Genomic DNA, 24,578 nt, shown 5'->3' on the forward strand with positions numbered 1-24,578 from the left:
TTAACCTTTATTCAGTACTTTTCCAATTAGGATGTTTTTTTAACTCATCCATTAAAAACCGTTTGGTTTCTAGCTCCTTTTCGGTTAGCGAATCTAGATGTATGGGGTGTTTTTCCAGTGGATCTTTATTTAAGTTGAAAAACGTTCCATCCTGGTATAATTTATAATCAAGTGTCCTAACAAATTGATTTTTATATTGATTTATGCGTTTCCCCCATTGGGGGTCGTAGTGTACAAATGCGGTGTTACGTGCTTTATAGTCATTACCTTTTAATAAAGGATAGAAGCTTCTCCCATCAGAAGAAATCTTTTTGTCAACAATGTCGGCTAAGGTTGGAAAAAAATCACTGAATTCTATTAGTTCACTGTAAACAGAGCCTTTCTTTATTTCCTTAGGCCATGAAACGATTAGCGGTACATGCGTGCCAGCGTCAATTGTATTACCTTTTGCTCCTTGAACAGTACTATTTACCGTCTTAGAGAATATTGTGGGATGTGTACCATTATCTCCGGTAAAAATAATAATGGTATTGTCATCAATATTAAGAGTTTTGAGTTTAGTTACTATTTTGCCGATAATTTTATCGGTATAAGCTACCATATCCTTAAAATAGGCTGTGTCATTTTTCTTTCGTAGCTCAATTTGTCCCCAGTCTTTAGAGTCGGGTGTAGGCACAAAAGGATCATGGACTAAGACCATAGGGTAGTAGATAAAAAAAGGTTTGTCTTTCTTGCGCTCCATAAAATCCATCAGATAATTGGCAAATATATCCGGTCCATAGTCATTGGTTTTACCTTGTATGGTTTTGCCATTTTGTTCAATTAAGGGCGCTGCATATCTTCCTCCTTCATTTCCTGATTTTGTTAATTGCCATAAACAGTATTCGTCAAAACCAAATGTATTAGGTTTTGTATTATCATTCCAATCAGGAATGTTGTCTTTATGATAGGCACCATTTAGCTGCCACTTTCCGGTAATACAGGTGGCGTATCCTGCATCTTGCATTAAGTTTCCAAAAGTGTATTGGTTAGTATTTAAATGACCAAAATAATCGTAATTTCTATAGTTGTACAGGCCTGTCATTATTTTAACCCTTGAAGGTGTACAGAGCGGTTGGGAAATGCACTTTGAGAAACGAATACCATTAGAAGCTAGATGGTCTAAATTGGGCGTATTGTAAGCTATAGAACCATTAGAGCTCAAACATTCATATCCCATGTCATCAGCCATAATGAGAATGATATTTGGTTTCCTTTTACTTTTTTTGTCAGCGTTACATGAGAATACGAAAACTGAAAGAATTATTAAAATTGATAAGTAAGGTTTCATCTGTTAATATTTATTGTTTTTTAGTGGTCAGATGCGATGTCTAAATCATTATATACTCGCGTGTTTTATTTTGAAAATAGGAGTTCGTGAATCTTCGATTTCGGTTGGGTTTGTAACTTTTTGATAATAGGCATTTCAAAGGTATTAATAAAATTAGAAGTATATTTTAATTATTTTATAACTTTAACTTAAAACCCTTCTTTTCCAGATAGCCTGTAAAAATAACAACCAACATTGCAAACCCGAAAGAGACAATGAGGCCTAGAATCCCATTGTTTAAAACATCGGGTAAGCGTATAGTGGATAAGTTCCTAATGGGGTATATAAAGTAAGGGATCATATAGCAAGTTAAGGTAGCTGTTCCAGCGGGTGCAATTATCTTCGCCCATTGCGTGTGTTGTTTAACATCGGCAATATAATAGCATAGTACAAATAAAAGAAACCCAAGTCCGATGCAAATCCCTAACCATGCCGGAGTACCTTGGATCTTTGAGATACCCCAATAGGGACGCATTAAAAAGCCGTAAGACAAAATGGCTACTCCAGTTAAAGTTAGGGTTAGTAACTTTTTAGGAGTATCGTTTTTAAATTTAACGAGTATTAGGGCAGCAATAATACCAGCATTTGTAAATGCAGGTATCGTGCCCGTGTAAATCGTTGAGATATATTTAAGAGCACCCTTTAGTTGAGGTAAAAGGTCGGCATGATGTAATACAGAAAGTAAGTTGAAAATATAAAAGCAACCTATTATAACTATTTTATTGCCCTTAGAAAAAAGATAAATTAAAGCATTAATACCGTATGCCCAACCAATAAGCCCCAAAATACCCCACCATTGCGTTGTCATACCACTGTTGCCAGTAGGACCTCCTTTGTATATAGCGGCTAAAAAAATAAGTATTAAAATACCAACAACCTGTATTGGGTTATGCCATTTAAAAGGTATAGGACTTCGCTTCCAATCTGTCCAAATTAGGACAACGCCCAAGGCCATAAGCAGGCACCAAGTATATTTGTCTAACATACCAGAATCATGGGCCGTTTCGTAATTAACCATAAATACCCCAATAATTAGAAGTGATATGCTTCTTATAATAATGTGTCTGGCAATTGTATAAATATTACCTCCTTTTTTTAGTCTTTGTTTAATAGCAAATGGAATGCTTAATCCCACAATAAAAAGGAACAAAGGGAAAATAATATCAGAAAAACCTAAATAGTCTTCTGTAGCTGTAGCATGGTTTAGCCATTTAGGAGTGTTTGTTAAAGTCCAGAAATCGTTTACCCAAATCATTAATACCATGGTTAGAGCTCTTAAGATATCTATTGAAGCTATTCTTGAGTTTTTCACACGTTTAAATTTTAGTAATTATTTTTTTATTGTAATTATAAAATTAAGAACGTGTGCAACCACTCCTTACACTCGTTCTCTCATTAAAAATTTTAAACATTCCTTTTGTGAAGTAATTTTTAAAATTTCTTAATGCTCGTTTCATTTGTTTAATATACTTGTATAATACAATAAAAAAATAATTGCAAACAATTCTGCGTTACGATTGTATAAATTTAAGGGTTTCTAAAAAACTTCTTTAATGTTTTGATCTTCATTTTTTTGTTTTTTCTTGTCGATTTGTTCAACAATGTATTTTGGGGCATTGTCCTTTTTATAAAATACGACTGGAATTTAAACAGTCTCTTAATGTGTTTTTTTAAGATTTCATTTTAGGAATAGCTATAAGAGCATTAATCCTTAATGCTAGAGATTAAGAAAAAAATTAAAGCTTGCAGTTACAAGCAGAGGAGAATAAATTTATTCCAAAGAAGCTTTGTAGGTAAGGTTTGACCGTGATTTAGCAATGAGGTTTTGTTCTAAAATTGAATTGAAATTTACAAATTGTAACACTGCTTTTTCTTGGGATTTAAATTGAATAGTTAAATTGAAACGCTGTGTATTTATTAAATTGAAACGCTGTGTATTTAAAAGAGATTTAAAACTGAAAATAGTATACCGATTGAGCGTAACTTTTAAAGGGATTGTACTATGATAGTGGGTAGTATGATTGCCACTGTTCGAACGAGGAGTGATAACCTGTTCGGTTTGTGGTCTTTGATAATTGTTAATAGCCGCCGTAAAGCCAGAAAATGTTATTAAGGTAATCAGCAAGGCTATACTGCCAAAAAGTGTTTTTATGTTTTTTGCAATCAACATATTACAAATATAAGTAATTATTAAAAGTGCACCCTAAAGCTAACATTTGGAGTAATGCCAAGTGATTCATTATCAACTTGGTTGACTTCATTTTCGTCGTCAAGAGTATAGTAAGTATTTATAATATTCTTTTTGTTTAAAACGTTCCAAACTGAAGCACCAACAGTCGCTTTAACAGTATCTGTAATATTAAAGGCATAAGTAGCGGAACAGTCTACACGTAAATAATCACTTAAATTAGAACTGTTGGGGTCCGCATAAGTTATTTCGTTGTCATCAGGATCGTCTTCCAATGCTGGTTTGGTAGTGGGTTTTCCAGAATGCCAGTTTAAACCTAAGGCAAATTTAAACGCATTACTGGTATAGGTACCCGCTAAATTAAGCGCATGGGTTATGTCTGTGTTATTCGGAAAAGAGCGTCCGTCGTTTAAGGATTTGAAGGTATAATTGTTGGAGCTAAACGAATAGGATAACCAAGTGCTAACGGTAGTGCTGAATTGTTTGTTTAGTAAAAAATCAACGCCCTTTATGTTGTAACTTCCAGTTGCATTTATAAATTGGTACTGGTTTTGAAACCCTTGACTTCTTGTGGTAATCCCGTTTACTTTTTTTATATAGGTTTCAGCACTTATCAATAATTTGTTTTTGTTGTAATGAATACCGGCAGAAAGCTGTTTACTCTTTATGATTGGAACGGGGTGTATCTCTTTATTGTTAATGGTTATAGCCTTCTCTTTATTATTTGATAATACCCAGCGACGTTTCTCAATACCTAAAAAGTCGTTTTGTAGATCTATAATTTGAGAGGTGGTCTGACTTTTAAACTCACCCAATATTTCAAAACGGAAGTTGTTAAGAAATCGTTGGCTAAAACTTAACCTAGGTTCAGCTAAAAACACGTTGAACTTAGAGATGTAGTTTAAGCGCCCACCCAGATTAAATTTGGTCATAGCGTTAAGTGATAGAAATCCGGTTTCAGCATAAATAGCGTGATTGCGCAGCACATCTCTTATGTAGCTTCTAAAAGGAGGATTGTTAACATCTTCTAGGTTGCTTATCCCTACTTCGGTAAACTGATAGCCGCCATTGAGCTTAAATTGTGAATCGGGTTGATAGTTAATGTCTAGTTTTACCGAACCATCATAAACTTCATTCTCTTGAATTAGTCGCTGGTTATTTAGAATGTCAAAATTTGTGGCATCAAGATCGTAATTAGAAACATATATTTGTGATGTGGTTGAAAACCTATTACTCCAATCTCTGGTATAAGTTACACCTACAGCCCTGTTTTCTTGTAAGAGCATGCTGTTTAAAGCTTCGTCTCTATCATTTATAGTAGATTGTTCAAGGTAATTTAGGTTATTGTTTACATTTAAGATATGGAAACGAATTTTGTCCTTTTTTGAAATGTCATATAAGAACTTTACGGCAATATCATAGAAATAGAATTGTTCGTTTTTGGAAATTGAGTTTGAATCTTGATTTGAATTGCTTAGATCCGAATCTTGAAAAATACGCTTAAAATATTGATCGTAAGTCGGGGTGAGTATCAAATCGGTTACAGAGCGTCGAGTAGAAAACTGTAATTCTGTTCTTGATGATAATGGGATTTTTGCATACGCATCAGCATTAATTAAATTAAACCCTATTCCAGCTTTGAATGTACGATCCAATTCATCGGGTAGTTGAATGTCTATAATGCTCGAAATGCCGTCGCCATATTTGGCACTTGTACCATTTTTAAAAACATTTATGCGTTTGGTAGTATAGGGGCTAAAGGCCGAAATGAGCCCAAAAAAATGTCCGGATTGATACATTTTAATACCATCCCACAGCAATAGGTTTTGGTCATGGGTGCCGCCTCTTACATTAATGTTCGAAACGGTTTCGTCTGAACTTAGGACACCTGGCAGGGACTGTATAGTTTGTAATACGTCAGGTTCAATTAAGCCGGGAAGAATACCAAAAGCTTCAGGCTTAATGGTAACAGAACCATCATTTAATTTTGTTATCCCGGTAGTAAGGTAATTATTAATAACAACCTCTTCCAGCTCTTGTACTTTAAAGCTATTGCGTTCTGAGTTTGTTTTTTTTATGGCAACAAAACGCTTGTCTAGTAATTGGAAGTCTAGGCGCGTTTCTGTCCTCAATGCTTCCAAAGCAACTTCCAAAGTTAAACCTTCACTGGGGAGTGTGGCTTTTTTGTCTTTAATAAAGGCATCTACATAGGAGAACTTTATGTTGTATCGGCTTTCTAAAACTTTTAAAATTGAGATAAGTGGTTGCTTTTCCTTTTGAATAACTTGAGCGTTTACACTTTCAATATTCAAAAAAAATAAAAGGATAACAATAGAAAGTAGCCTTCTATTACTCACGGGTTAAGATTATGGTATTGTTAACCTTACTGTAAGTTACTTGTAAAGGTAAGGTAATGGATTGTAATGCAACATCTAAATTGTTATGTGCAAAACTACCACTAAACAGTTGTTTGGTATCTATGTTTTTTGTGGTAATATTAACGTTGTACTGCCTTTCAAACTCAGCAAGCACCTCCTTGTAAGGTAAGCTTTTAAATGTACTCTCGTTATGGAGCCACGAAGGGCTTGGTTGGCTTTCTTTTTCTTTAGCAATTAATTTCCCATCAATAATTAAAAAACTGTCGCCAGGTTTTAATTTTGTTTCTTGAGAATTATGGGTGACTCCAACCAAGCCTTCGTAGCAAATAACTTCAAAATAATTTTTTCTTTGCTTTACATTAAATTGGGTGCCATAAACGGTAACGGTTCCTGATTTTGTGATAACATTAAAGGTCTCACCTTTGGCAACTTTAAAAAAGGCTTCGCCTTCCAGTCTAATATCACGTTCATGTTTCCAAGATTTTTTATTAAAGACGATGGATGATTTAGCATTAAGTGTAACACTGGAAGCATCAGGCAAACTTATAGTTGTTTTTTGTGCCATAGTTGTCGATACACTTGTATCTAGAGTTGTGGTATAATGGTATATACCAAAACAAATAACAAGTATGGCAGCGATGCGCATAAATGACTTTAACCATGAGGTTTGCTTTTTGGAGCTTCTAATGGCAGACAATGTACGTTCTAATTCTTTAGAAGTGTCATAATCATCTGCTTTAAAGGCCTGTAGACTATGCGTTAACTTCATTAAGTCATCATAGTCCTCAAGTGCTTTAAATGCCTCAAGCTCTTGGTCATTTAAATCGTTGTTTAACCATTTCGATATTAAAAATTCTCTATCCATCATATCTAAATTCAACTATATAACAATTAACACTCATTTTTTCCTACCCTTTATTTTAAAAAGTTTCAAGTTCCAAGTTTCAGGTTTCAAGTTTTTGGTTTCGTATCGATAACAAACAATCATTACAGTTCCTTAATGTCCCTTCGCAATTTCTCCAAAGCCCCATAAATACGTTTTTCAACCGCTTTGGTTGAGATGTCTAAAATTTTAGCTATTTCTTTAAAACGTTTTCCTTCTACACGGTTCATCATAAAAGCTTCACGTTGCGCATCGGTTAAATTAGCTAGGGCTCTTTGTAGTTTGTCCATGTACTCGGATTCCTGCATTAAAAACTCTGGGTTTTCATTGGTGGACGTTTTGGGTTTGGTCTGTTGGTACTTTAAAACTACTTTTTGGTGGGCAACTTCATTTAACATTAAATTATTCGCTGTAGTAAACAAAAAACTTTTGGCTTTATCAGGAGTGACCTTAGCACAATTTTGCCATAATTTAACAAAGGCTTCCTGTACCTTGTCTTTAGGGTTTAGCAGTTCGCCAAACTTATAATATAAAAAGTCATGTAAATCTTTGGCATATTTATTAAAAATAGAAGAAAATAGATGTTCTTCACAAATATTATCATGTAATTGTTTCTTCATGCGGTTTAGGTAGTTGGAGCCTCTAAAATAAGGCTTTTTGGAGTTTGGGTTTTGGAATTTTTAATTTTTTTTGGGAATGAGGGTAGGAATTTTTAATCGCTTCCTGTTTTATGATTAAAAATGCTATGTTAAACCCTAAATCAAACATTATGAAAGATCTAATGAAAACACTATTATTCGTACCTTTTTTTGCCTTTTTATTGTTTACATCTTGTCAAGATGAAGTTGTAGAAATTACGCCCCCAAATGATTCAGAAGCACTTGTAGCTAATTCTGAGTTAACCAAGTTGATAAGTGCTACTTCTATTAAAGATGGATCGGCCGATAACATAATTGATAGAGCAAGTTGTCTATCTGTTGAGTTACCGGTTACTGTTATTGTTAATGGCCTTGAGGTTACTATTGATTCTAAAGAGGATTTTAAAGTAATCGAGGCCATTTTTAATGAGTTTGAAGATGATGAAGATCATCTGGACATTGTTTTTCCAATTACAATAGTTTTATCTAATCATTCAGAAATTGTAATTGAAAACCGGGATGCTTTAGAAGACCTTATACAAGAGTGTAAAGGAGAAAACGAACCAGATGACGATATAGAATGTATCGACTTTAAGTACCCAATTTCTTTTTCGGTTTACAATGCCAATTTTGAGATAATTGATGTTATTACCATTGAAAGTGACCGACAATTATACCATTTTATAAAGCGTGTAAAAGAAGGAGAAGTATTTGCGAGCCTTAACTTTCCTGTAACCATGGTTTTAAGCGATGGATCTGCCGTAGTTGTAAATAACAACCAGGAGTTACAACAGGTGATTCATGATGCAAAAGAAGCTTGTGACGAGGATGATGATAACGATTATGGCGATGACGACTTTACAAAAGAACGTTTAGACAATTTATTAATGTCTTGTCCATGGGTGGTTTATGAATTTAAAAGAAATGAAGATAACTTAAACGATAAATATCGCGAATATGTTATTGCATTTAAAGAAGATAACGTTGTTAAAGTACGCGCCAGGGGAGGTGATATGCTAACTGGAACGTGGTCGACTCGTGTTACCGAGCGTGGTGCTTTAATAAAATTAGAGTTCGACACCTTAGTAGACTTTACCTTAGAATGGTTTGTATACGATTTAGAACCTGGAAAAATAAAACTATATCAAGCCGGGGGTAATAGAATTATTTTAAAGAAAAACTGTGATATTGTTGTAGATTACACTAAGGAGCGTATAAAAAATTACCTTCAAGAGTGTTTATGGCGAATAGTACGTTTAAGCGTTGATGGTGTAGATAATGAAAAAGATTATATAGGAACGCCTTTAAAATTCTTTGAAAACAATGTTGTTAAGCTAAGGGTAAATGGCGAGTTTGTAGAAGGTACTTATGAAATAGGTGTAAGAAACAATGGTTTTGTTTTACAAATCATTTTGGAAGGAAGACCCAACTTAAAACTAGAGTGGTTTATAACGTTCCTAGAACCAGGTTTAATTAAACTTGAAAATGCCACTAACAGAATGGTGTTGCAGAGACATTGCCCAAATGTTGATGACGACTTAAATTATGTTGATAATGTTTTAATTGACAGTGAATGGGAGGTAGCATTGTATGAAGACGGTGATGTGAATAAAACAGAAGAGTTTCATATGTATACCATAGACTTTTTAGAAAGTGGATGGATTAAAGTGACCGATCCCAATAATGGTATTATTGATGGTTCTTGGTTAGCTTACAGGAATGAAGGCTTGTTTTTAGCGATGCACTTTGGTATTGAGGCTCCATTTGATGCGTTAAATCATAGATGGCGAATTAAAGAAATATCAGAAAACAGAATTGAATTAAAAGATTATAGTGCTACAGGAACAATAGAACGTATATTGGTCTTAGAAAAGAAAGTGTAATATAGTTTATCATGAAGAAGAGAAATTTATTCCAATAGGTTAGTTAGTTAAGTTTCCTTTTAAAAGCGGTCGATATTTAAATATTGACCGCTTTTTTATTGATAGTTACTTAAATAATATGCTTCAAATGATTAAATTTGCAACTTTATTTCTACATCCTAATAATGTTTAATAGCGATGTAATCAAAATTTTGAATCTGAAGTATGTTTAATAATTTAAGTGATAAATTAGATAAGGCCTTACATGTATTAAAAGGACATGGCAGTATTACAGAAGTTAACGTAGCTGAAACTTTAAAGGAAGTGCGTCGCGCATTACTAGATGCCGATGTTAACTTTAAAATAGCAAAAAGTTTTACTACTAAAGTTAAAGAAAAAGCTTTAGGTCAAAATGTATTGACTACGTTGCAGCCCGGACAGTTAATGGTTAAAATCGTAAAAGACGAACTAACCGAACTTATGGGGGGCGATGCAGAGGGCATTAACCTTTCTGGAGATCCGAGTGTTATTTTAATGTCTGGTTTACAGGGATCTGGTAAAACAACATTTTCTGGAAAGCTGGCCAATTACTTAAAAAACAAAAAGACAAAAAGGCCGCTTTTAGTGGCATGTGATGTATATCGTCCCGCTGCGATCGATCAGTTGCACGTTGTAGGAGATCAAATAGGCGTTGAGGTATTTAGTGATCGGGGGAATAATGACCCTGTTGCGATTGCAAAGGCAGGTATAGCGCATGCAAAAGCCAATGGTTTTAATGTGGTTATAATAGATACTGCGGGTCGTTTAGCTGTAGATGAGGCAATGATGACCGAAATATCAAACATCCATAAGGCAACTCAACCGCAGGAAACCCTATTTGTTGTTGACTCAATGACAGGTCAGGATGCAGTTAACACAGCAAAGGCATTTAATGATGTTTTAAATTTTGACGGTGTTATTCTAACAAAATTAGATGGTGATACCAGGGGGGGGGCTGCGATCTCTATTAAATCTGTAGTTAATAAGCCTATTAAGTTTATTGGTACAGGAGAGAAAATGGAAGCGATAGATGTGTTTTATCCATCACGTATGGCTGACCGTATTCTAGGTATGGGGGATGTTGTGTCTTTAGTAGAACGTGCACAAGAACAGTTTGATGAAGTAGAAGCAAGGAAGCTCCAGAAAAAGATTGCTAAAAATCAGTTTGGATTTGATGACTTCTTAAAGCAGATACAACAAATCAAGAAAATGGGAAACATGAAAGACCTAGTTGGTATGATTCCCGGGGCTGGTAAAATGATGAAAGATATTGACATAGATGATGATGCCTTTAAAGGTATTGAGGCTATTATTCACTCTATGACACCCAAAGAAAGAAGCAATCCAAGCATTATAAATGCGAGTAGAAAGAAACGCGTTGCTAAAGGATCGGGAACCACTGTTCAAGAAGTAAACCAGTTGTTGAAACAGTTTGATCAAATGAGTAAAATGATGATAATGATGCAAGGTGGAGGCGGAAAGAAAATGATGCAATTGATGAAGAATATGCGTTAATTTGGGTGTTCAGTCACAGTATCAGTTTTCAGTAACTAGATAGTGAAATAATCTTTCAATTATGGATTTCAAAAAATTATTAGCTTATCAAAAATCATTCGATTTGGCTATGGATATTTTTGAAGTCTCGAAATCTTTTCCAAAAGAGGAAGTTTATTCGTTAGCCGATCAAATAAGAAGGAGTTCACGTTCGGCATCTGCTAATTTGTTAAATTAACGGAAGAAGTCGGAAAACTAATAAATTATATGATTAATAACCCAATCAAGTTTGGAGTTGATACGGAATAGTTTTTCTGCGACTGCCGACTGCGATTGAAAACTAATTAGAAATATGACCATACTAGACGGTAAGAAAATAAGTAATGACATAAAAGAGGAAATAGCCAATGATGTTAGTAGAATGCTTGCTAGTGGTGAAAAGACGCCTCATTTAGCAGCGGTTCTTGTTGGTACAGACGGCGCCAGTATGACCTATGTTAATGCAAAAGTAAAAGCATGTGAAAAAATTGGTTTTGATTCTACACTAATAGATTTACCAGAGGAAACCTCAGAAGAAGTGCTCTTGCAAAAGATTCATGAATTGAACACCAATGATGATATCGATGGGTTTATAGTGCAGTTACCGCTTCCTAAACATATTGACGAACAAAAGGTGTTAATGGCTATCGATCCAGATAAGGATGTTGATGGGTTTCACCCAGTAAATGTTGGTAAAATGACTTTAGATTTGCCCACTTTTTTGCCAGCGACCCCTTTTGGTATCTTAGAATTGCTAGAGCGTTATAATATTGAGACTTCAGGAAAAAATGTGGTTGTAATGGGTAGGAGTCATATTGTAGGGCGCCCAATGAGTATTCTAATGAGCCAGAAGCGTAAAGCCGGTGACGCTACCGTTACCGTAGTTCATAGTCGTACAAAAAACTTAACAGAGATAACTAAAAGCGCAGATATTATTGTTGCAGCTATTGGAATTTCAGAATTTTTAACCGGCGATATGGTCAAGGAAAGTGTGGTTATTGTTGATGTGGGCATAACGCGTGTTCCAGATGAAACTAAGCAGCGTGGTTATAGGTTGGCCGGAGATGTTGAATTTGAAAGTGTAAGTAAAAAAGCAAGCTATATTACACCAGTACCAGGAGGCGTTGGTCCAATGACCATAGCTATGTTACTTAAAAACACATTACTTGCCAGAGAAAGACATAGAAAATAAAGTTTCTTTATTTATAATTATAAAAAGCATTATAGTTGAGAATTATAATGCTTTTTTTGTTCTTAATTTTTAATAATATTAGAGGTCTTGGGCTAAACGATTAATTATTTTTTGTGAAATTAATCAGATACTTTTATGTTGAAAACTATATTTTGATTTATAGCAAAAATACATGGCTTCTTTTTAAGAAATTACTGTAAAAAAACAGCTTATATTGTTAATTTATTATTTAATTAGTTGGTAATAAGTTTAAATAATTAAATTGCATCAAAAATTTTGAAATTAACTTTTTCAAGGAATTATTATTTTTAGGTTTTTGAGTAAAACAAGATAGTAAGCATAGTAGAGCTATGGTCGGAAAATAACGAATACGGAAAAATTTTCAGCAGTTTTTTAGGAAATTGAAAAAGTAAAGATGACTTCATTTGTTCATTAATGCAAAAAAACAATCTATATTATAATTAATGCGGGAACTGGAGGAGGACATGTGGCATAAGTTTGTAAGTGGTGATCAAAAAGCGTTTGCAACCATTTATAATTCAAATGTAGATTCACTATTCTCGTATGGAATGCGCGTATTTTCTAATCGAGATTTCGTGAAAGATTGTATACAGGACGTGTTCTTGGATATCTATGAACATAGAAAGCAGCTATCTATACCTAAAAACATTAATCATTATTTGTTTATTGCTCTTAAACGGTCAATGTTTAAGAAATTGAAGAAAGAAAGGAAGAAAGGAGACTTTTCTGAATTTGAGACTTTTTCGTTTATAACAGAACACAATATAGAATCTAGAACGATTGATAAAGAAATTAAAGAACATCAAAAAAAGCTTTTGCGCGAAATAGTAAAAGAGTTGACTTCCAAGCAGCAAGAGATACTTTATCTAAGATTCTCGAAAGGATTTGATTATATCGAGATTTCCGAAATTGTCGATATAGATCATAATTCAGTACGTAAACAAGTATATAGAGCAATAAAAAAGTTAAGACAAAATAAAGCCTTTAAGAGTATCTCTCAAATTATCTTATTTTATTCTTTAATTGATTGTTAAAGTTTTTTATTAAAAAGAAAACGCTTTCATATCTATTTGATAGTTAGTGTTTTGTGTGTATTTTTTAAAATTGTTTAAAAAAAGTGTCCACAAAGTGGCGTTTCTGTCCCCTTTATAATGTAAACAAAAAGAATATGGAGCCTTATTCAAGGTATTTAGAAGACAGCTTTTTTATTGAATGGGTATATAAACCTACTCAGGATAGCGATAGGTTTTGGCAAAACTACATTTATGAAAACCCAGAAGAAAGAGACGTGATAATTGCTCTTAAAGAGTTATTGTTAAGTTTGAAAGTAGAACCGTTTGTTATTTCTAAAAAAGAGAAGGATGAAATTTTGAGGGAACTTTTAATAAAAGTAGCCACTGGAAAAAAGACAGGTAAAATACATTACTTTATAAGGCGATATTATAAGTATGCAGCCTTGCTTTTGGTATTTATAGCTATAGGATTTTTGATAAATGAGCACTTTTATAAATCTACTAAATTGCCTTTTAATAATATCAATATAGTTGCTCTTGATTCAATTAACAGTACGCGGTTAACATTTGGGACTGGGGAAAACGTTTTTATAGAGGAAAAAGAGTCATTAATTGAGTTTAATGGATTAGGAAATATTGTAGTTAATCAAAATGATACTATAAGTAATGGATCTAGGGCTGATAACAAAGAGATAGAAACCTTAAATACCCTAATAACACCTTATGGAAAAAGAAGTAAGGTAGCGCTTTCGGACGGAACTGTGGCATATCTTAATGCAGGCACGCAGTTTGTGTTTCCAGAAAAGTTTATTGGAAGTAAAAGAACGGTGTTTTTGTCTGGAGAAGCCTTTTTTGAAGTATCTCCTAATAAAGAAAAACCATTCATAGTACAAACAGTTGTAGATGAGTTGTCCATTGAAGTTGTAGGGACGAAGTTTAACGTATCTGCTTACCCTTCCGATCAGGATGTTTTAACTGTTTTGACAGAAGGGAAAGTTAATGTTGTAGAAGATAATGTATTCAAGAAGGATAAAACGTTTTTAAGTCCAGGGCAACTAGCAGTTTGGAATAAGGAAGAAGAACGTGTAAAAGTAAGAGACGTAAATACAGATAATTATACATTGTGGATTCAGGGCTTGTTACATTTTGAAAGTGAACCGTTGTTTAACGTCATTAAAAAGATAGAGCGCTTTTATAATGTAGAAGTTACTTTTAATGAATCAGCAGATAAGCTCATGGGAGTAAAAATAAGTGGTAAGCTTGATTTAAAAGAAGATCTTAATAAAACCTTACAAAATTTAATGATCACAGCTGATTTTAATTTTGAAAAAATAAATACTAGAAAATATATGATAAAATAAAAGAAAACCAGGAAATGCGCCAACATTCCCTGGCTAAAAAAACTGTTAGAAATAACAGAATGTTTAATGTAAAACGATCAAATTTATGAAAAAAAACCAACTTTTCTACAACTTCTTAGTGGGTTATAGGAACAAAATTCTATTTGCGATGAAATGTCTTAGTTTGTTTTTGTTGCTATTCACATTTTATTCTTTCACCGATTCGTATTCTCAAAGTACTAAATTGAGAATTGACCTAAAACAAGCCTCTTTAATCGATATGATTAAGGAAATCGAAAACCAAAGTGAATTTGTATTTATTTACAACGACGAAATCTTACCAGAGTTAAGTAAGATTAAAGGAGATATACAAATTAGCAATAAATCTATTTATAAGGTTTTAGATAGAGTGCTAGACAACAATAAACTTGTTTATTCAATAAATGAGCGACAAGTAATTTTAAATAAAAGTACTGTATTTAAGTCTCAAGTAGATTTACAGCAAAGTGTTGTTAAAGGTCTAGTATCCGACAACGAAGGGATGCCTTTGGTTGGGGTTAATATATTAAAGATTGGTACCATTACCGGTACTCAAACTGATTTTGATGGAAATTATGTTATTAATGCCAAAAAAGGAGATCAACTGTCATTTTCTTATGTGGGTATGCAAACTGTAACCGTTACAGTTGGCGATAATACCACAATTAATGTTACCATGCAGGAAGATACAGAGAACTTAGATCAAGTGGTAGTAACAGCTTTTGGTATTAAAAGAGATGAAAAATCATTAGGGTATGCTGTGAGTCGAATCGAATCTAAAGACATAACCATTGCAGGAGCCTCTACAAACCCTGTCGTTAGTTTGTATGGCAAGGCTTCTGGAGTTGGTATTACTACTAATGCTGCAGGGCCTACAGGGGCTGTAGATATAAAGATACGTGGAGCAGCTGGATTAGAGTCATCTGCAAATACAAGACCTTTGTTTGTAGTTGACGGTATGCCAATTTATGATACCGGATCTAATATGGCAAACAGGGGATATGATCCTTTAAACTCCTTTGATTATGGTTCGGGAATAAATGATATAAATCCAGAAGATATTGCTTCCATAGAAATATTAAAAGGCGCTAAAGCTTCGGTATTGTATGGAGGAGAAGGAGCAAATGGCGTGGTTTTAATCACAACTAAGAAAGGCACTGGTACACGCGGTCTTGGAGTGAATGTCAATACACAATATACTTATGAAATTCCAAGAACATTTATTGATTTTCAAAACGAATATGGTTCAGGTACTAGTGAATACACAAGACAATACGAAACCTTACCTGGAGGTGGTCAAGGTCATAGACAAGTTGTTTGGAGTCGATTTAATTGGGGACCTAAATTTGACGGGGCGCCAGTACAATTTTTGGACGGTAGTATAAGACCTTACCAAGCGTATCCTAACAACTATTTAGATTTATTTAGAAATGGTAGCAATGCTATCCATACTGTAGCGGTTTCTGGAGGTAATGAGATGGGAAATATGCGGGTGTCTTATACAAATCAAGAATTTAAGGGCTTACTTCCTAATAATTATCAAAAGAAGCATGTTTTTAATTTTAGTGGGATGTTAAAAGCTTCTGATTTTGCAACCGTAGAAGTTAATACCAATTTGTACAAGATTAAAACCCACAACCGATATCCAAACTTGGGAGATATTGTAGCTTGGGGTATTAATAGGGATTATGACTTTAATGCCATAAAAGATTTGTACAAAAATGAAGATGGTTCTAAGTTTAATGCTGAAGATACAGGTTGGCCAGGACAATTTGCGCCTACTTATTTAATGAATACATTATGGGAGCAGTTAGAAAATAGTGATTTAGATGATAAATTACACTTGATAACATCGCTTAAAACAACTTTAAATTTTACAGATCAATTATCTTTTATTGGTCAGGTTGGATTGGATTATACCGATACAGATTTTACAACAAAGAACCCAATTACGCGATTTGAACCAGAAAATGCAGGAGGGAGATATGCATATGCGAGACATAACACAACAGTAGAGAACTACCGAGGATTATTAAATTATGAATTTAGCCTCTTTGATGATAGAATGAAAATATTTTCGTTTGTAGGAGGTGAGTATAAAAAAACAGCGTTTAAGAGTATTAATGTAGCTACCTACGGCGACCTGAGATTTCCAGATTTTTGGTCTCTTAATAATGAACAAGATTGGCCAGATGGTAGCCAAAGAGGACGCGTTAGAGGGCATAATTATGGCTCACAAGTGTTGTACAGTGCCCTAGGTTCTGCTACAATTTCATGGGATAATGAGTTGTACTTGGAGTTACAGGCCAGAAATGACTGGTCTTCAACTTTGCCTCCAGAGAACAATTCTTTCTTTTATCCAGGGATCGGGTTAAGTTGGAACTTTACAAATACGTTTGATATCCCTTTTATGGAGTATGGTAAGTTTAGAGCTAGTTGGGCCGATGTTGGACGTGGTGCCCCAGGAAGTGTTACTAGTTATTTCGCTAATAGATCTTATAGTGTAGGTGGTGTAAATAATACAGATGCACTCTCTATAAGCGCTCCTTCATCGTTATTTGCCGGAGCCTTAAAGCCTGAAAGGAAGAGAGAACTCGAGGTTGGTTTTGATGCTCGATTTTTTAAAGGTAGCAGAATAGAAACCAGCTTTTCTTTTTATCATAATAATATTTATGATCAAATTATGGGTGTGCCTTTATCAAATACAACAGGTGCAGGGGACATCAAGATTAATGCTGGTAATGTTGCAAACTGGGGGTATGAACTACTACTTAAAGGATCACCGATAGTAACTAAAAAATACAGATGGGATCTTACATTTACGGCAGCTAAGCAGCAATCGGAAGTAAAGAAACTGTATCCGGGAATTACGCAAAAAGTTACAGGGTCGGTAGGAAACAGTATTGTTCAAGTGGCAGAAGAAGGAAGGCCGTTTGGAGAGCTGCGTATGTTTGACTATTTAACAGATGGAGAGGGTAACAGAGTAGTCGATAATTCAGGGTATTATGTGTTGGATCAGTCAGAATTAAAAGCTGTGGCTAATACTACACCCGATATTTTTGGAGGTTTTATGAGTGACTTTTTCTTTAAAGGTTTCAATTTCCATATTGGATTAGATTATAAATTTGGGGCAACTATATTTTCGCGTTCTAATTATTATTACCGCGGTATGGGAATAACAAAAGAGACATTAAAGTATAGAGATGAAGCTCATGGAGGATTGGCTTATTACATTGATGGCGCTGGTGATAAAATTCCTTGGCAGCATAATCAAGCAGCACCAACAGACTCTAGTGATGGTTTGGTATATCACGACGGGGTTATTAATCCAGGGGTAGTTAATGTAGGCACTGCCGAAAATCCAGTATACGAACAGAATGGTAAGATCTTATCTGCTTACGAACGCAGTTTAATATATATTAATGACCTTGGGCAAAATTATGCGCCTGACGGATTGCACAAAAACGATTATATCAAACTTCGTGAATTGTCGTTAAGTTATACGCTACCAGGAGATTTGGTGAAAAAAGTTGGAATGCAGAAAATGACACTTTCATTTTTGGCTAGAAACTTGTTTTACATATACAAGTCCATACCTAATATAGATCCAGAATCTACTTTGGGAACCGATTCTTGGGTGGAGGATTCAGCTTATCCTGTAGCCACTTCAGTAGGAATGGGACTTAATATTAGTTTTTAATCAAAAGTTAAATAAAAAGATAAGGTATTATGAAATGAGCCATAACAAATCTTGATACCCACCGAGATGATTATTGGCGAATTACATCTGATCTATGAAAAACAATAAAATTTAAACAGATGAAAAAAATAATGTTATTAATGTTTTCCTTGATAGTCCTTTCGTCTTGTCAGGATGTCTTAGAGGAAGAATTTCAGAACCCGCAGCAATACGTGCCTAACCCAGATCAACTGGCTTCTGGGATGTTTACAAACGCTCTCCTTCAATATAAATTTTATATTAAAGATTACGGTGAATATTGGTGGCAATTAAGCGGTAACGGTATGCCTAGTTATGCACAAATATCTTGCCGTTATATTACACCTAGATATAGTTGGTTTATCGATTATGATGACGTAACAAACGGAAATGGTTTTAGCCAAAGTGGATTTAATTGGTTTAATGACTTTTACTTAAGAATGCGTAATTGGGGATTGATCCAGGACGTAATTAATGGACTTAGCGGTCAAGAGTATGATGATAGTGTTATCTATTTTAAAATGTTGTCAATAATGAAGGATTGGGCAGCTTTGAGGAATGTAGACCTGTTTAATTCCATTCCATATTTAAATGCTTTTAAAGGATCTCAAGGTGAATTCTTTACAGAGTACGATGATCCAGAAGCTATTTATAAGGCAGTTTTGGATGATTTAAAAGCCATTGCAGACGAATTACCAGGGATTTATGCAAAAATGTCACCAGAAGGGATAGCTACTTTGCAAACTCAAGATATTGCTTTGCAAGGGAATGTCGATAAATGGGTTCAGTATGCAAATGCTTTAAGACTTCGGTTTGCAGTTAAATTGGCAAGTGTAGATGCACAGTTTGCGTCAAGCCATATTAGTGATGCAATTAATAATTTGCCAACAGAAGATTTAGCTTTTGACCTGCCTCATATTGATGCTGCAGGCGCATTACCTGGTGGAGGTACATGGCAACGTGGATTATACGAAAGGCCTTATGTGACTTTTATTCCTAATATAATTATGAATAGAATGAACTTTCATGAGTTAGAATATGAGGAAGCTATAGACGATCCTAGATTACCTGTTATTGCATTACCTACAAAGTATAATGATTATAGAGGTGTGTCCTTAGATGCCGATGGTCAGAATCAAGGTTATGTCGATGGCGATAGATATTATCCGTGGGCAGATAACTTGGAATCTTCATCTGAAAATAATGCCAGATCTATGTATAGTCATGTTACCCTTACGCATAATAATGTACCAGCAGATATGTTTACGCTTGCAGAGATAGACTTGTTATTAGCGGAAGTGGCTGCAAAAGGATTAGCGAATACAGGTAAGACAGCTGGGGGGCACATTGAGGATGCTGTAATGCATTCTACCGATTATTGGTATATGTTAAACGGTTTAGGGCAGTATAGACAGGACTATACAACAGAGCCTTGGGCAAGTCTAATTCGTCCTTCTAAACCTAGCCAAGCCATTATAAGCTCTTATGCTGAAAAAGTTAAGAATGCTTTTGATGCAGTTAGTAGTGCTGATGACCAAATGGAGATTATTATGCAACAAAAGTACATTCATATGAATTTATTGCGACCCATAGAATTATGGAGTGAATTAAGAAGGACAAGACATCCAAAATTAGAGCCTATGACATTTCAAGGTAAGGTTATGAAGCCACAGCCAGAACGCTTAATGTATCCGTCTTCTGAATTACAAAACAACTCAGAGGCTTTCTTAAAAGTAATTGATCAGAATAATTGGACATCACCAATCTTTTGGAGAACAGATGCAAGCTCTTATTATAGAGATGATTATGTGACGTTTAAAACAGGGATGTTACCTGACTTTAATTAATAATTTATACTAACAAAGTTTAGTTTCTAGGTGAGATTGTTTTTAAACAATCTCACCTTTTTTTATGATGCCATTTTATTAAAGCATGGTCTTAGAAGGAATAGGTTAGGTAAATGTTGTCAATGAGCAAAAAAAGTATCAGTGAAAGTTGTTTTTATGGTAGATAATATCCAAGTGAATAAATTAGATTTGTTATTTGTACATTGTACAACTATTTTAACAAAACTTTATTAGGACATTTTGGATTTAAAACTAAAAGATAAGGTCGTCATAGTTACTGGCGGATCTAAGGGGATAGGATTGGGAATAACAGAAGCTTTAATGAATGAAGGAGCAATCCCAATGATTGTTACAAGAAATGAAAAAAGTGTTTTAGAGTTAATGAAAACCTTCGAAGAGAAGGGTCAAAAAGTAGCTTATGCTATTGCAGATTTAGTGGATCCAGCCCAATGCAAAGCCGCAGTACAAAAAACAATAGAGACCTTTGGTAGAATAGACGGTTTGGTGAATAATGCAGGCGTTAACGATGGTATAGGTTTGGAGCATGGGTCTTACGAAGGGTTTATGGAGTCTATTAAAAAGAATCTCACACATTATTACCTAATGGCGCACCATGCACTCCCAGAGCTTAAAAAGAGTAAGGGAAGTATTGTAAATATAGGCTCTAAAACATCGTTAACAGGGCAAGGTGGAACATCAGGCTATGCAGCTGCTAATGGCGGACGTAATGCCTTAACACGAGAATGGGCCGTAGAATTATTGCCCTATAGCATTCGGGTTAACGCTGTAATTGTAGCCGAGTGTTATACGCCGTTATATGACCGATGGATAAAGACTTTTGATAATCCAGAAGAAAAACTACAAGCCATCACAAAAAATATTCCTTTGGAAAATAGAATGACCGAGGCAGAAGAAATAGCAAATACTGTCGTCTTTTTATTGTCAGAACGCTCCAGTCACACTACGGGGCAGTTGATTTTTGTAGATGGAGGCTATGTCCATTTAGATAGAGCATTGTAACCTTCGTCGAAAAAATAGGAAATGCTAAATCAATATAACTAAATTTAAGCTTTATTATAATTATTATAACCTATGGATAACATTAAAAAAATACCTGTTGTATCAAAGAAAGTTTTACTTCCTTTTATTTTAATAACCTCATTATTTGCACTATGGGGCTTTGCTAATGCTGTAACAGACCCTATGGTTCAAGCATTTAAAAAAGTTTTAGAACTTTCCAATTCACAAGCAGCTTGGGTACAGATGGCCTTCTACGGGGGCTACTTTTGTATGGCTTTACCAGCGGCCATGTTTATGCGTAAGTATTCGTATAAGGTTGGTATTTTAATTGGACTAGGTCTTTATGCTACAGGAGCTTTGTTATTTTATCCAGCTGCCATTACCGAAAAATTCTGGTTCTTTTGTTTGGGACTTTACATTTTGACTTTCGGATTGGCTTTCTTAGAGACAGCAGCAAACCCTTATGCATTGGCATTAGGAGCGAAAGAGACTGCGACGCAACGTTTAAATTTAGCACAGGCTTTTAATCCGGTGGGTTTAATTGCTGGATTGTTTGTTGCTCAGCAATTTGTTTTAAAGAATTTGCAATCAGATGATATTTCAGATTTTAGTGCTCTCGATGAAGCTTCTAAAATATTAATTAAGACATCAGACTTAATGGTTATACGCGATCCATATGTGATTTTAGGTTTGGTCATTACAGCAGTATTTGTTCTGTTTGTTGTTAGCAAAATGCCACAATCTAAAGATGAAGGAGGTATGCCTAGTATAGGAGATACATTTGCAACATTGGCAAAAAACAAAAAGTATGTATTAGGGGTGTTGGCGCAGATTTTATATGTAGGAGCACAAATTATGTGTTGGACCTATATCTATCAATATGCAGAAGGCATAGGTATGGACAGTGTTACCGCTGGTTATTACCAGATGGGGGCATTTGTGTTATTTACGGTAGGTAGAGCGGTTGGAACGTATTTACTACGGTTTGTTAGTTCAGGAAAGCTGTTAATGTATTTTTCTGTGTTTTCAATGGTGTTTGTGTTCGGAACTATGTATATAAATGGCATTGTGGGGCTTTATAGTTTAGTAGGAGTTTCGTTTTTCATGTCCTTAATGTTTCCTACTATCTATGGTATCGCATTGGGAGATTTAACAGAAGAACAATCGAAAGTGGGATCTGCCGGTTTGGTAATGGCCATTGTTGGGGGAGCATTAATGCCAAAGCTACAAGGTATAATAATTGATGCAGGAGGTAATGGCGTGGCCGATACTAAGATCATGGGCGTTTCCGAAGTTAATTTTTCGTTTATATTGCCGCTGCTTTGTTTTGTGTATATTGCATGGTATGGGCTTAGGGTTTTTAAGAGACATGAAGCTACAGATGATGCATTGCATTATGTTAATCAGGATTAGATGGGGAGTTTAAAAAGACATTGTTTTGCTTTAGATTTGGTAGATGATCCCAAATTGATGGCAGAATACAAAAAGTACCATGAGAAGATCTGGCCCGAGATAACCGCTAGTATCAAAGATGCGGGAATAGAAGTTTTAGAGATTTATTGTGTAGGGAATCGAATGTTTATGATTATGGAGGTTAATGATACCTTTTCATTTGAAAGGAAATCCAAAATGGATGCCGATAATCCAAAAGTTCAGGAGTGGGAAACGTTAATGTGGAAATATCAGCAAGCTTTACCAACAGCTAAGAAGGGTGAAAAGTGGTTGTTGATGGAAAAAATATATGAATTGTAGTTTAATCAAATAAAAGATAATAGAAATGAGATTATTAGTTGTAATATGTGTCTGCTTTTTAAGTATATCATGCTCGAATAAGTACAAAGAAGTGGCAAATACAGATCAGGATTATCCAATAATCCCTAAGCCACTGGTTATGGAAATGGCCAAAGGAAGGTTTTTAGTTGATAAGAATACCAAGGTTTCAGGTGATGCTTCGCTGGAAAAAGAAGGTCAGTTTTTAGCAGACATGTTAGGAGCTGCAACCGGTCTGGATATTTCGTTTAGTGAAGGATCACAAGGGAATATTCAATTGCAGCTGGATAGTCGTATTGCGAATGAAGAAGGCTATCAGTTAGAAGTAGCATATAATAAAATAACCATATCGGGAAAAAATTCTAAAGGTGTATTTTATGGCATCCAAACCTTACGCCAGTTACTGCCAGCAAGTATTGAGTCTGCCAATGGAAGTTTAAAAGAATTAACCATTCCAGTAGTAAGCATTAAAGATGAGCCAAGATATGTTTATAGAGGGATGCATTTAGATGTAGCACGTCACTTTTTCCCTGTAGATTTTATCAAAAAATATATCGATTTAATCGCCTTGCATAAAATGAATACATTTCATTGGCATTTAACAGAAGACCAGGGCTGGCGTATTGAAATCAAAAAGTACCCCAAGTTAACTGAAATAGGCTCCAAGCGTTACGGAACGATTGTGGGCCATCATCCGGGAACCTCTAATGATGAAAAGGAATATGGGGGCTATTACACCCAAGAAGATGTTAAAGAGATTGTAGCTTATGCAACAGAGAAGCATGTTACAGTTATACCGGAAATTGAATTGCCAGGGCACAGTAGTGCAGCCATAGCAGCATATCCTTATTTAAGCTGTTTTCCAGAGGAGCCAACAGAAGTTACCAACGATATGATGTCTAAAAAAGGAAAAGAAGTTCAAGCGGCCGGAACCCCAAAGATCGTTCAGGAAACCTGGGGTGTATTCAACGATGTATACTGTGCAGGTAAAGAAGAAACCTTTGCCTTTTTGCAAGACGTGTTAGATGAAGTTATACCCTTATTCCCTTCGAAATATGTTCATATTGGAGGCGATGAGTGTCCTAAAAAGAATTGGGAAAGATGTCCTAGTTGTCAGGCTAGAATTAAAGCTGAGGGCTTGCATGACGAGCACGAATTACAAAGTTATTTTATCCAACGGATGGAGAAATACCTCAATTCCAAAGGCAAGCAAATTATTGGATGGGATGAGATTTTAGAAGGCGGATTGGCACCTAATGCAACAGTCATGTCATGGCGAGGAACCAAAGGCGGTATAGAAGCAGCCAAACAGCATCACGATGTTATCATGACACCAGGGCACTCTTGTTATTTTGATCACTATCAGTCTGAAGACAAGGCTAACGAACCTTTGGCTATTGGAGGAAAGACAACGGTAGCCGATGTTTATGCTTACGAACCAACACCAGAAGAGCTGTCGGCAGAAGAACAAAAATTTATTTTGGGAGCGCAGGGGAATGTCTGGACCGAATATATGGCAACGACCGATTATGTCGAGTATATGATCTTACCCCGTATGAGTGCCCTGTCGGAAGTAGTTTGGTCTGATAAAGATGCTAAGAACTGGGACGATTTTAATGCACGTCTTAACATTTTTGTAAACCGTTTGGAGGCTATGGGATTGAATTATGCCAAGCATAGTGTCCAAAAAGAAACAGAGTAGTAGATAGAAGAAAATATTTTAGAGAA

18 protein-coding genes are annotated in these 24,578 nt (G+C 35.1%); 12 read left to right on the forward strand and 6 right to left on the reverse strand.

What is annotated here, in order from left to right; translation table 11 throughout:
- Positions 1–7 precede the first annotated feature (7 nt).
- The 6 genes from JF259_RS02235 to JF259_RS02260 form a co-directional block, all read right to left on the reverse strand.
- Positions 8–1,330, reverse strand: coding sequence for a sulfatase-like hydrolase/transferase (locus JF259_RS02235; protein WP_262894859.1), 1,323 nt, complete (start codon positions 1,328–1,330; stop codon positions 8–10).
- 175 nt (positions 1,331–1,505) lie between these two features.
- On the reverse strand, positions 1,506–2,681 hold the full coding sequence (locus tag JF259_RS02240) for a heparan-alpha-glucosaminide N-acetyltransferase domain-containing protein (protein WP_199112860.1): 1,176 nt from the start codon (positions 2,679–2,681) through the stop codon (positions 1,506–1,508).
- Between the two features lie 459 nt (positions 2,682–3,140).
- Positions 3,141–3,539 (reverse strand): hypothetical protein, encoded by a 399-nt coding sequence (locus tag JF259_RS02245; protein ID WP_199112862.1) that lies wholly within the window; start codon positions 3,537–3,539, stop codon positions 3,141–3,143.
- A gap of 20 nt (positions 3,540–3,559) precedes the next feature.
- Entirely contained in the window at positions 3,560–5,914 is a 2,355-nt protein-coding gene (locus tag JF259_RS02250) for a TonB-dependent receptor plug domain-containing protein (RefSeq protein WP_317192053.1), read from the reverse strand.
- Positions 5,907–6,803 carry a FecR family protein gene (locus JF259_RS02255; RefSeq protein ID WP_317192054.1) on the reverse strand — a complete coding sequence of 299 codons (897 nt, stop codon included), beginning with the start codon at positions 6,801–6,803 and terminating at the stop codon, positions 5,907–5,909. The genes JF259_RS02250 and JF259_RS02255 overlap by 8 nt, the downstream gene beginning before the upstream one ends.
- A gap of 119 nt (positions 6,804–6,922) precedes the next feature.
- On the reverse strand, positions 6,923–7,438 hold the full coding sequence (locus JF259_RS02260) for an RNA polymerase sigma factor (protein WP_199112864.1): 516 nt from the start codon (positions 7,436–7,438) through the stop codon (positions 6,923–6,925).
- A 161-nt stretch (positions 7,439–7,599) separates the two neighbouring features.
- Here JF259_RS02260 and JF259_RS02265 point away from each other — a divergent pair, with 161 nt between their 5' ends.
- The 12 genes from JF259_RS02265 to JF259_RS02320 all read left to right on the forward strand — a co-directional run bounded on the left by JF259_RS02265 (position 7,600) and on the right by JF259_RS02320 (position 24,552).
- On the forward strand, positions 7,600–9,339 hold the full coding sequence (locus JF259_RS02265; protein ID WP_199112866.1) for a hypothetical protein: 1,740 nt from the start codon (positions 7,600–7,602) through the stop codon (positions 9,337–9,339).
- A gap of 204 nt (positions 9,340–9,543) precedes the next feature.
- Entirely contained in the window at positions 9,544–10,872 is a 1,329-nt protein-coding gene (gene ffh / locus JF259_RS02270; protein WP_199112868.1) for a signal recognition particle protein, read from the forward strand.
- Between the two features lie 61 nt (positions 10,873–10,933).
- Positions 10,934–11,089: a four helix bundle protein gene (locus JF259_RS02275; RefSeq protein WP_394370571.1), complete on the forward strand. Its 156-nt coding sequence runs from the start codon at positions 10,934–10,936 to the stop codon at positions 11,087–11,089.
- Between the two features lie 114 nt (positions 11,090–11,203).
- The gene (gene folD, locus JF259_RS02280) at positions 11,204–12,082 is read left to right on the forward strand and encodes a bifunctional methylenetetrahydrofolate dehydrogenase/methenyltetrahydrofolate cyclohydrolase FolD (protein WP_199112870.1); all 879 of its coding nucleotides are present in this window, start codon (positions 11,204–11,206) and stop codon (positions 12,080–12,082) included.
- Between the two features lie 464 nt (positions 12,083–12,546).
- Entirely contained in the window at positions 12,547–13,137 is a 591-nt protein-coding gene (locus JF259_RS02285; protein WP_199112872.1) for an RNA polymerase sigma factor, read from the forward strand.
- Positions 13,138–13,271: 134 nt separating this feature from the next.
- On the forward strand, positions 13,272–14,477 hold the full coding sequence (locus JF259_RS02290) for a FecR family protein (protein WP_199112874.1): 1,206 nt from the start codon (positions 13,272–13,274) through the stop codon (positions 14,475–14,477).
- Positions 14,478–14,625: 148 nt separating this feature from the next.
- Positions 14,626–18,195, forward strand: coding sequence for a SusC/RagA family TonB-linked outer membrane protein (locus JF259_RS02295; protein WP_199112882.1), 3,570 nt, complete (start codon positions 14,626–14,628; stop codon positions 18,193–18,195).
- A 119-nt stretch (positions 18,196–18,314) separates the two neighbouring features.
- The gene (locus tag JF259_RS02300; RefSeq protein WP_199112884.1) at positions 18,315–20,060 is read left to right on the forward strand and encodes a SusD/RagB family nutrient-binding outer membrane lipoprotein; all 1,746 of its coding nucleotides are present in this window, start codon (positions 18,315–18,317) and stop codon (positions 20,058–20,060) included.
- A gap of 240 nt (positions 20,061–20,300) precedes the next feature.
- Entirely contained in the window at positions 20,301–21,080 is a 780-nt protein-coding gene (locus tag JF259_RS02305; RefSeq protein ID WP_199112886.1) for an L-fucose dehydrogenase, read from the forward strand.
- Between the two features lie 72 nt (positions 21,081–21,152).
- Positions 21,153–22,493, forward strand: coding sequence for an L-fucose:H+ symporter permease (gene fucP, locus JF259_RS02310; RefSeq protein WP_199112888.1), 1,341 nt, complete (start codon positions 21,153–21,155; stop codon positions 22,491–22,493).
- Entirely contained in the window at positions 22,494–22,832 is a 339-nt protein-coding gene (locus JF259_RS02315) for an L-rhamnose mutarotase (protein WP_199112890.1), read from the forward strand. It abuts the gene before it with no gap.
- A gap of 25 nt (positions 22,833–22,857) precedes the next feature.
- Complete coding sequence (locus tag JF259_RS02320; protein WP_199112892.1) at positions 22,858–24,552, forward strand: beta-N-acetylhexosaminidase; 1,695 nt, start codon at positions 22,858–22,860, stop codon at positions 24,550–24,552.
- Positions 24,553–24,578: the final 26 nt, after the last annotated feature.

Source organism: Snuella sedimenti (genome assembly GCF_016428595.1).
Taxonomy (GTDB): Bacteria; Bacteroidota; Bacteroidia; order Flavobacteriales; family Flavobacteriaceae; genus Snuella; species Snuella sedimenti.

Coding starts and splice junctions, on each gene's coding strand:
- JF259_RS02295 (WP_199112882.1), top strand. CDS start 14,626: ATGAAATGTCTTAGTTTGTTTTTGTTGCTATTCACATTTTATTCTTTC.
- JF259_RS02255 (WP_317192054.1), bottom strand. CDS start 6,803: ATGATGGATAGAGAATTTTTAATATCGAAATGGTTAAACAACGATTTA.
- fucP (WP_199112888.1), top strand. CDS start 21,153: ATGGATAACATTAAAAAAATACCTGTTGTATCAAAGAAAGTTTTACTT.
- JF259_RS02315 (WP_199112890.1), top strand. CDS start 22,494: ATGGGGAGTTTAAAAAGACATTGTTTTGCTTTAGATTTGGTAGATGAT.
- JF259_RS02285 (WP_199112872.1), top strand. CDS start 12,547: ATGCGGGAACTGGAGGAGGACATGTGGCATAAGTTTGTAAGTGGTGAT.
- JF259_RS02235 (WP_262894859.1), bottom strand. CDS start 1,330: ATGAAACCTTACTTATCAATTTTAATAATTCTTTCAGTTTTCGTATTC.
- JF259_RS02290 (WP_199112874.1), top strand. CDS start 13,272: ATGGAGCCTTATTCAAGGTATTTAGAAGACAGCTTTTTTATTGAATGG.
- JF259_RS02275 (WP_394370571.1), top strand. CDS start 10,934: ATGGATTTCAAAAAATTATTAGCTTATCAAAAATCATTCGATTTGGCT.
- JF259_RS02265 (WP_199112866.1), top strand. CDS start 7,600: ATGAAAACACTATTATTCGTACCTTTTTTTGCCTTTTTATTGTTTACA.
- JF259_RS02320 (WP_199112892.1), top strand. CDS start 22,858: ATGAGATTATTAGTTGTAATATGTGTCTGCTTTTTAAGTATATCATGC.
- JF259_RS02245 (WP_199112862.1), bottom strand. CDS start 3,539: ATGTTGATTGCAAAAAACATAAAAACACTTTTTGGCAGTATAGCCTTG.
- ffh (WP_199112868.1), top strand. CDS start 9,544: ATGTTTAATAATTTAAGTGATAAATTAGATAAGGCCTTACATGTATTA.
- JF259_RS02260 (WP_199112864.1), bottom strand. CDS start 7,438: ATGAAGAAACAATTACATGATAATATTTGTGAAGAACATCTATTTTCT.
- JF259_RS02300 (WP_199112884.1), top strand. CDS start 18,315: ATGAAAAAAATAATGTTATTAATGTTTTCCTTGATAGTCCTTTCGTCT.
- folD (WP_199112870.1), top strand. CDS start 11,204: ATGACCATACTAGACGGTAAGAAAATAAGTAATGACATAAAAGAGGAA.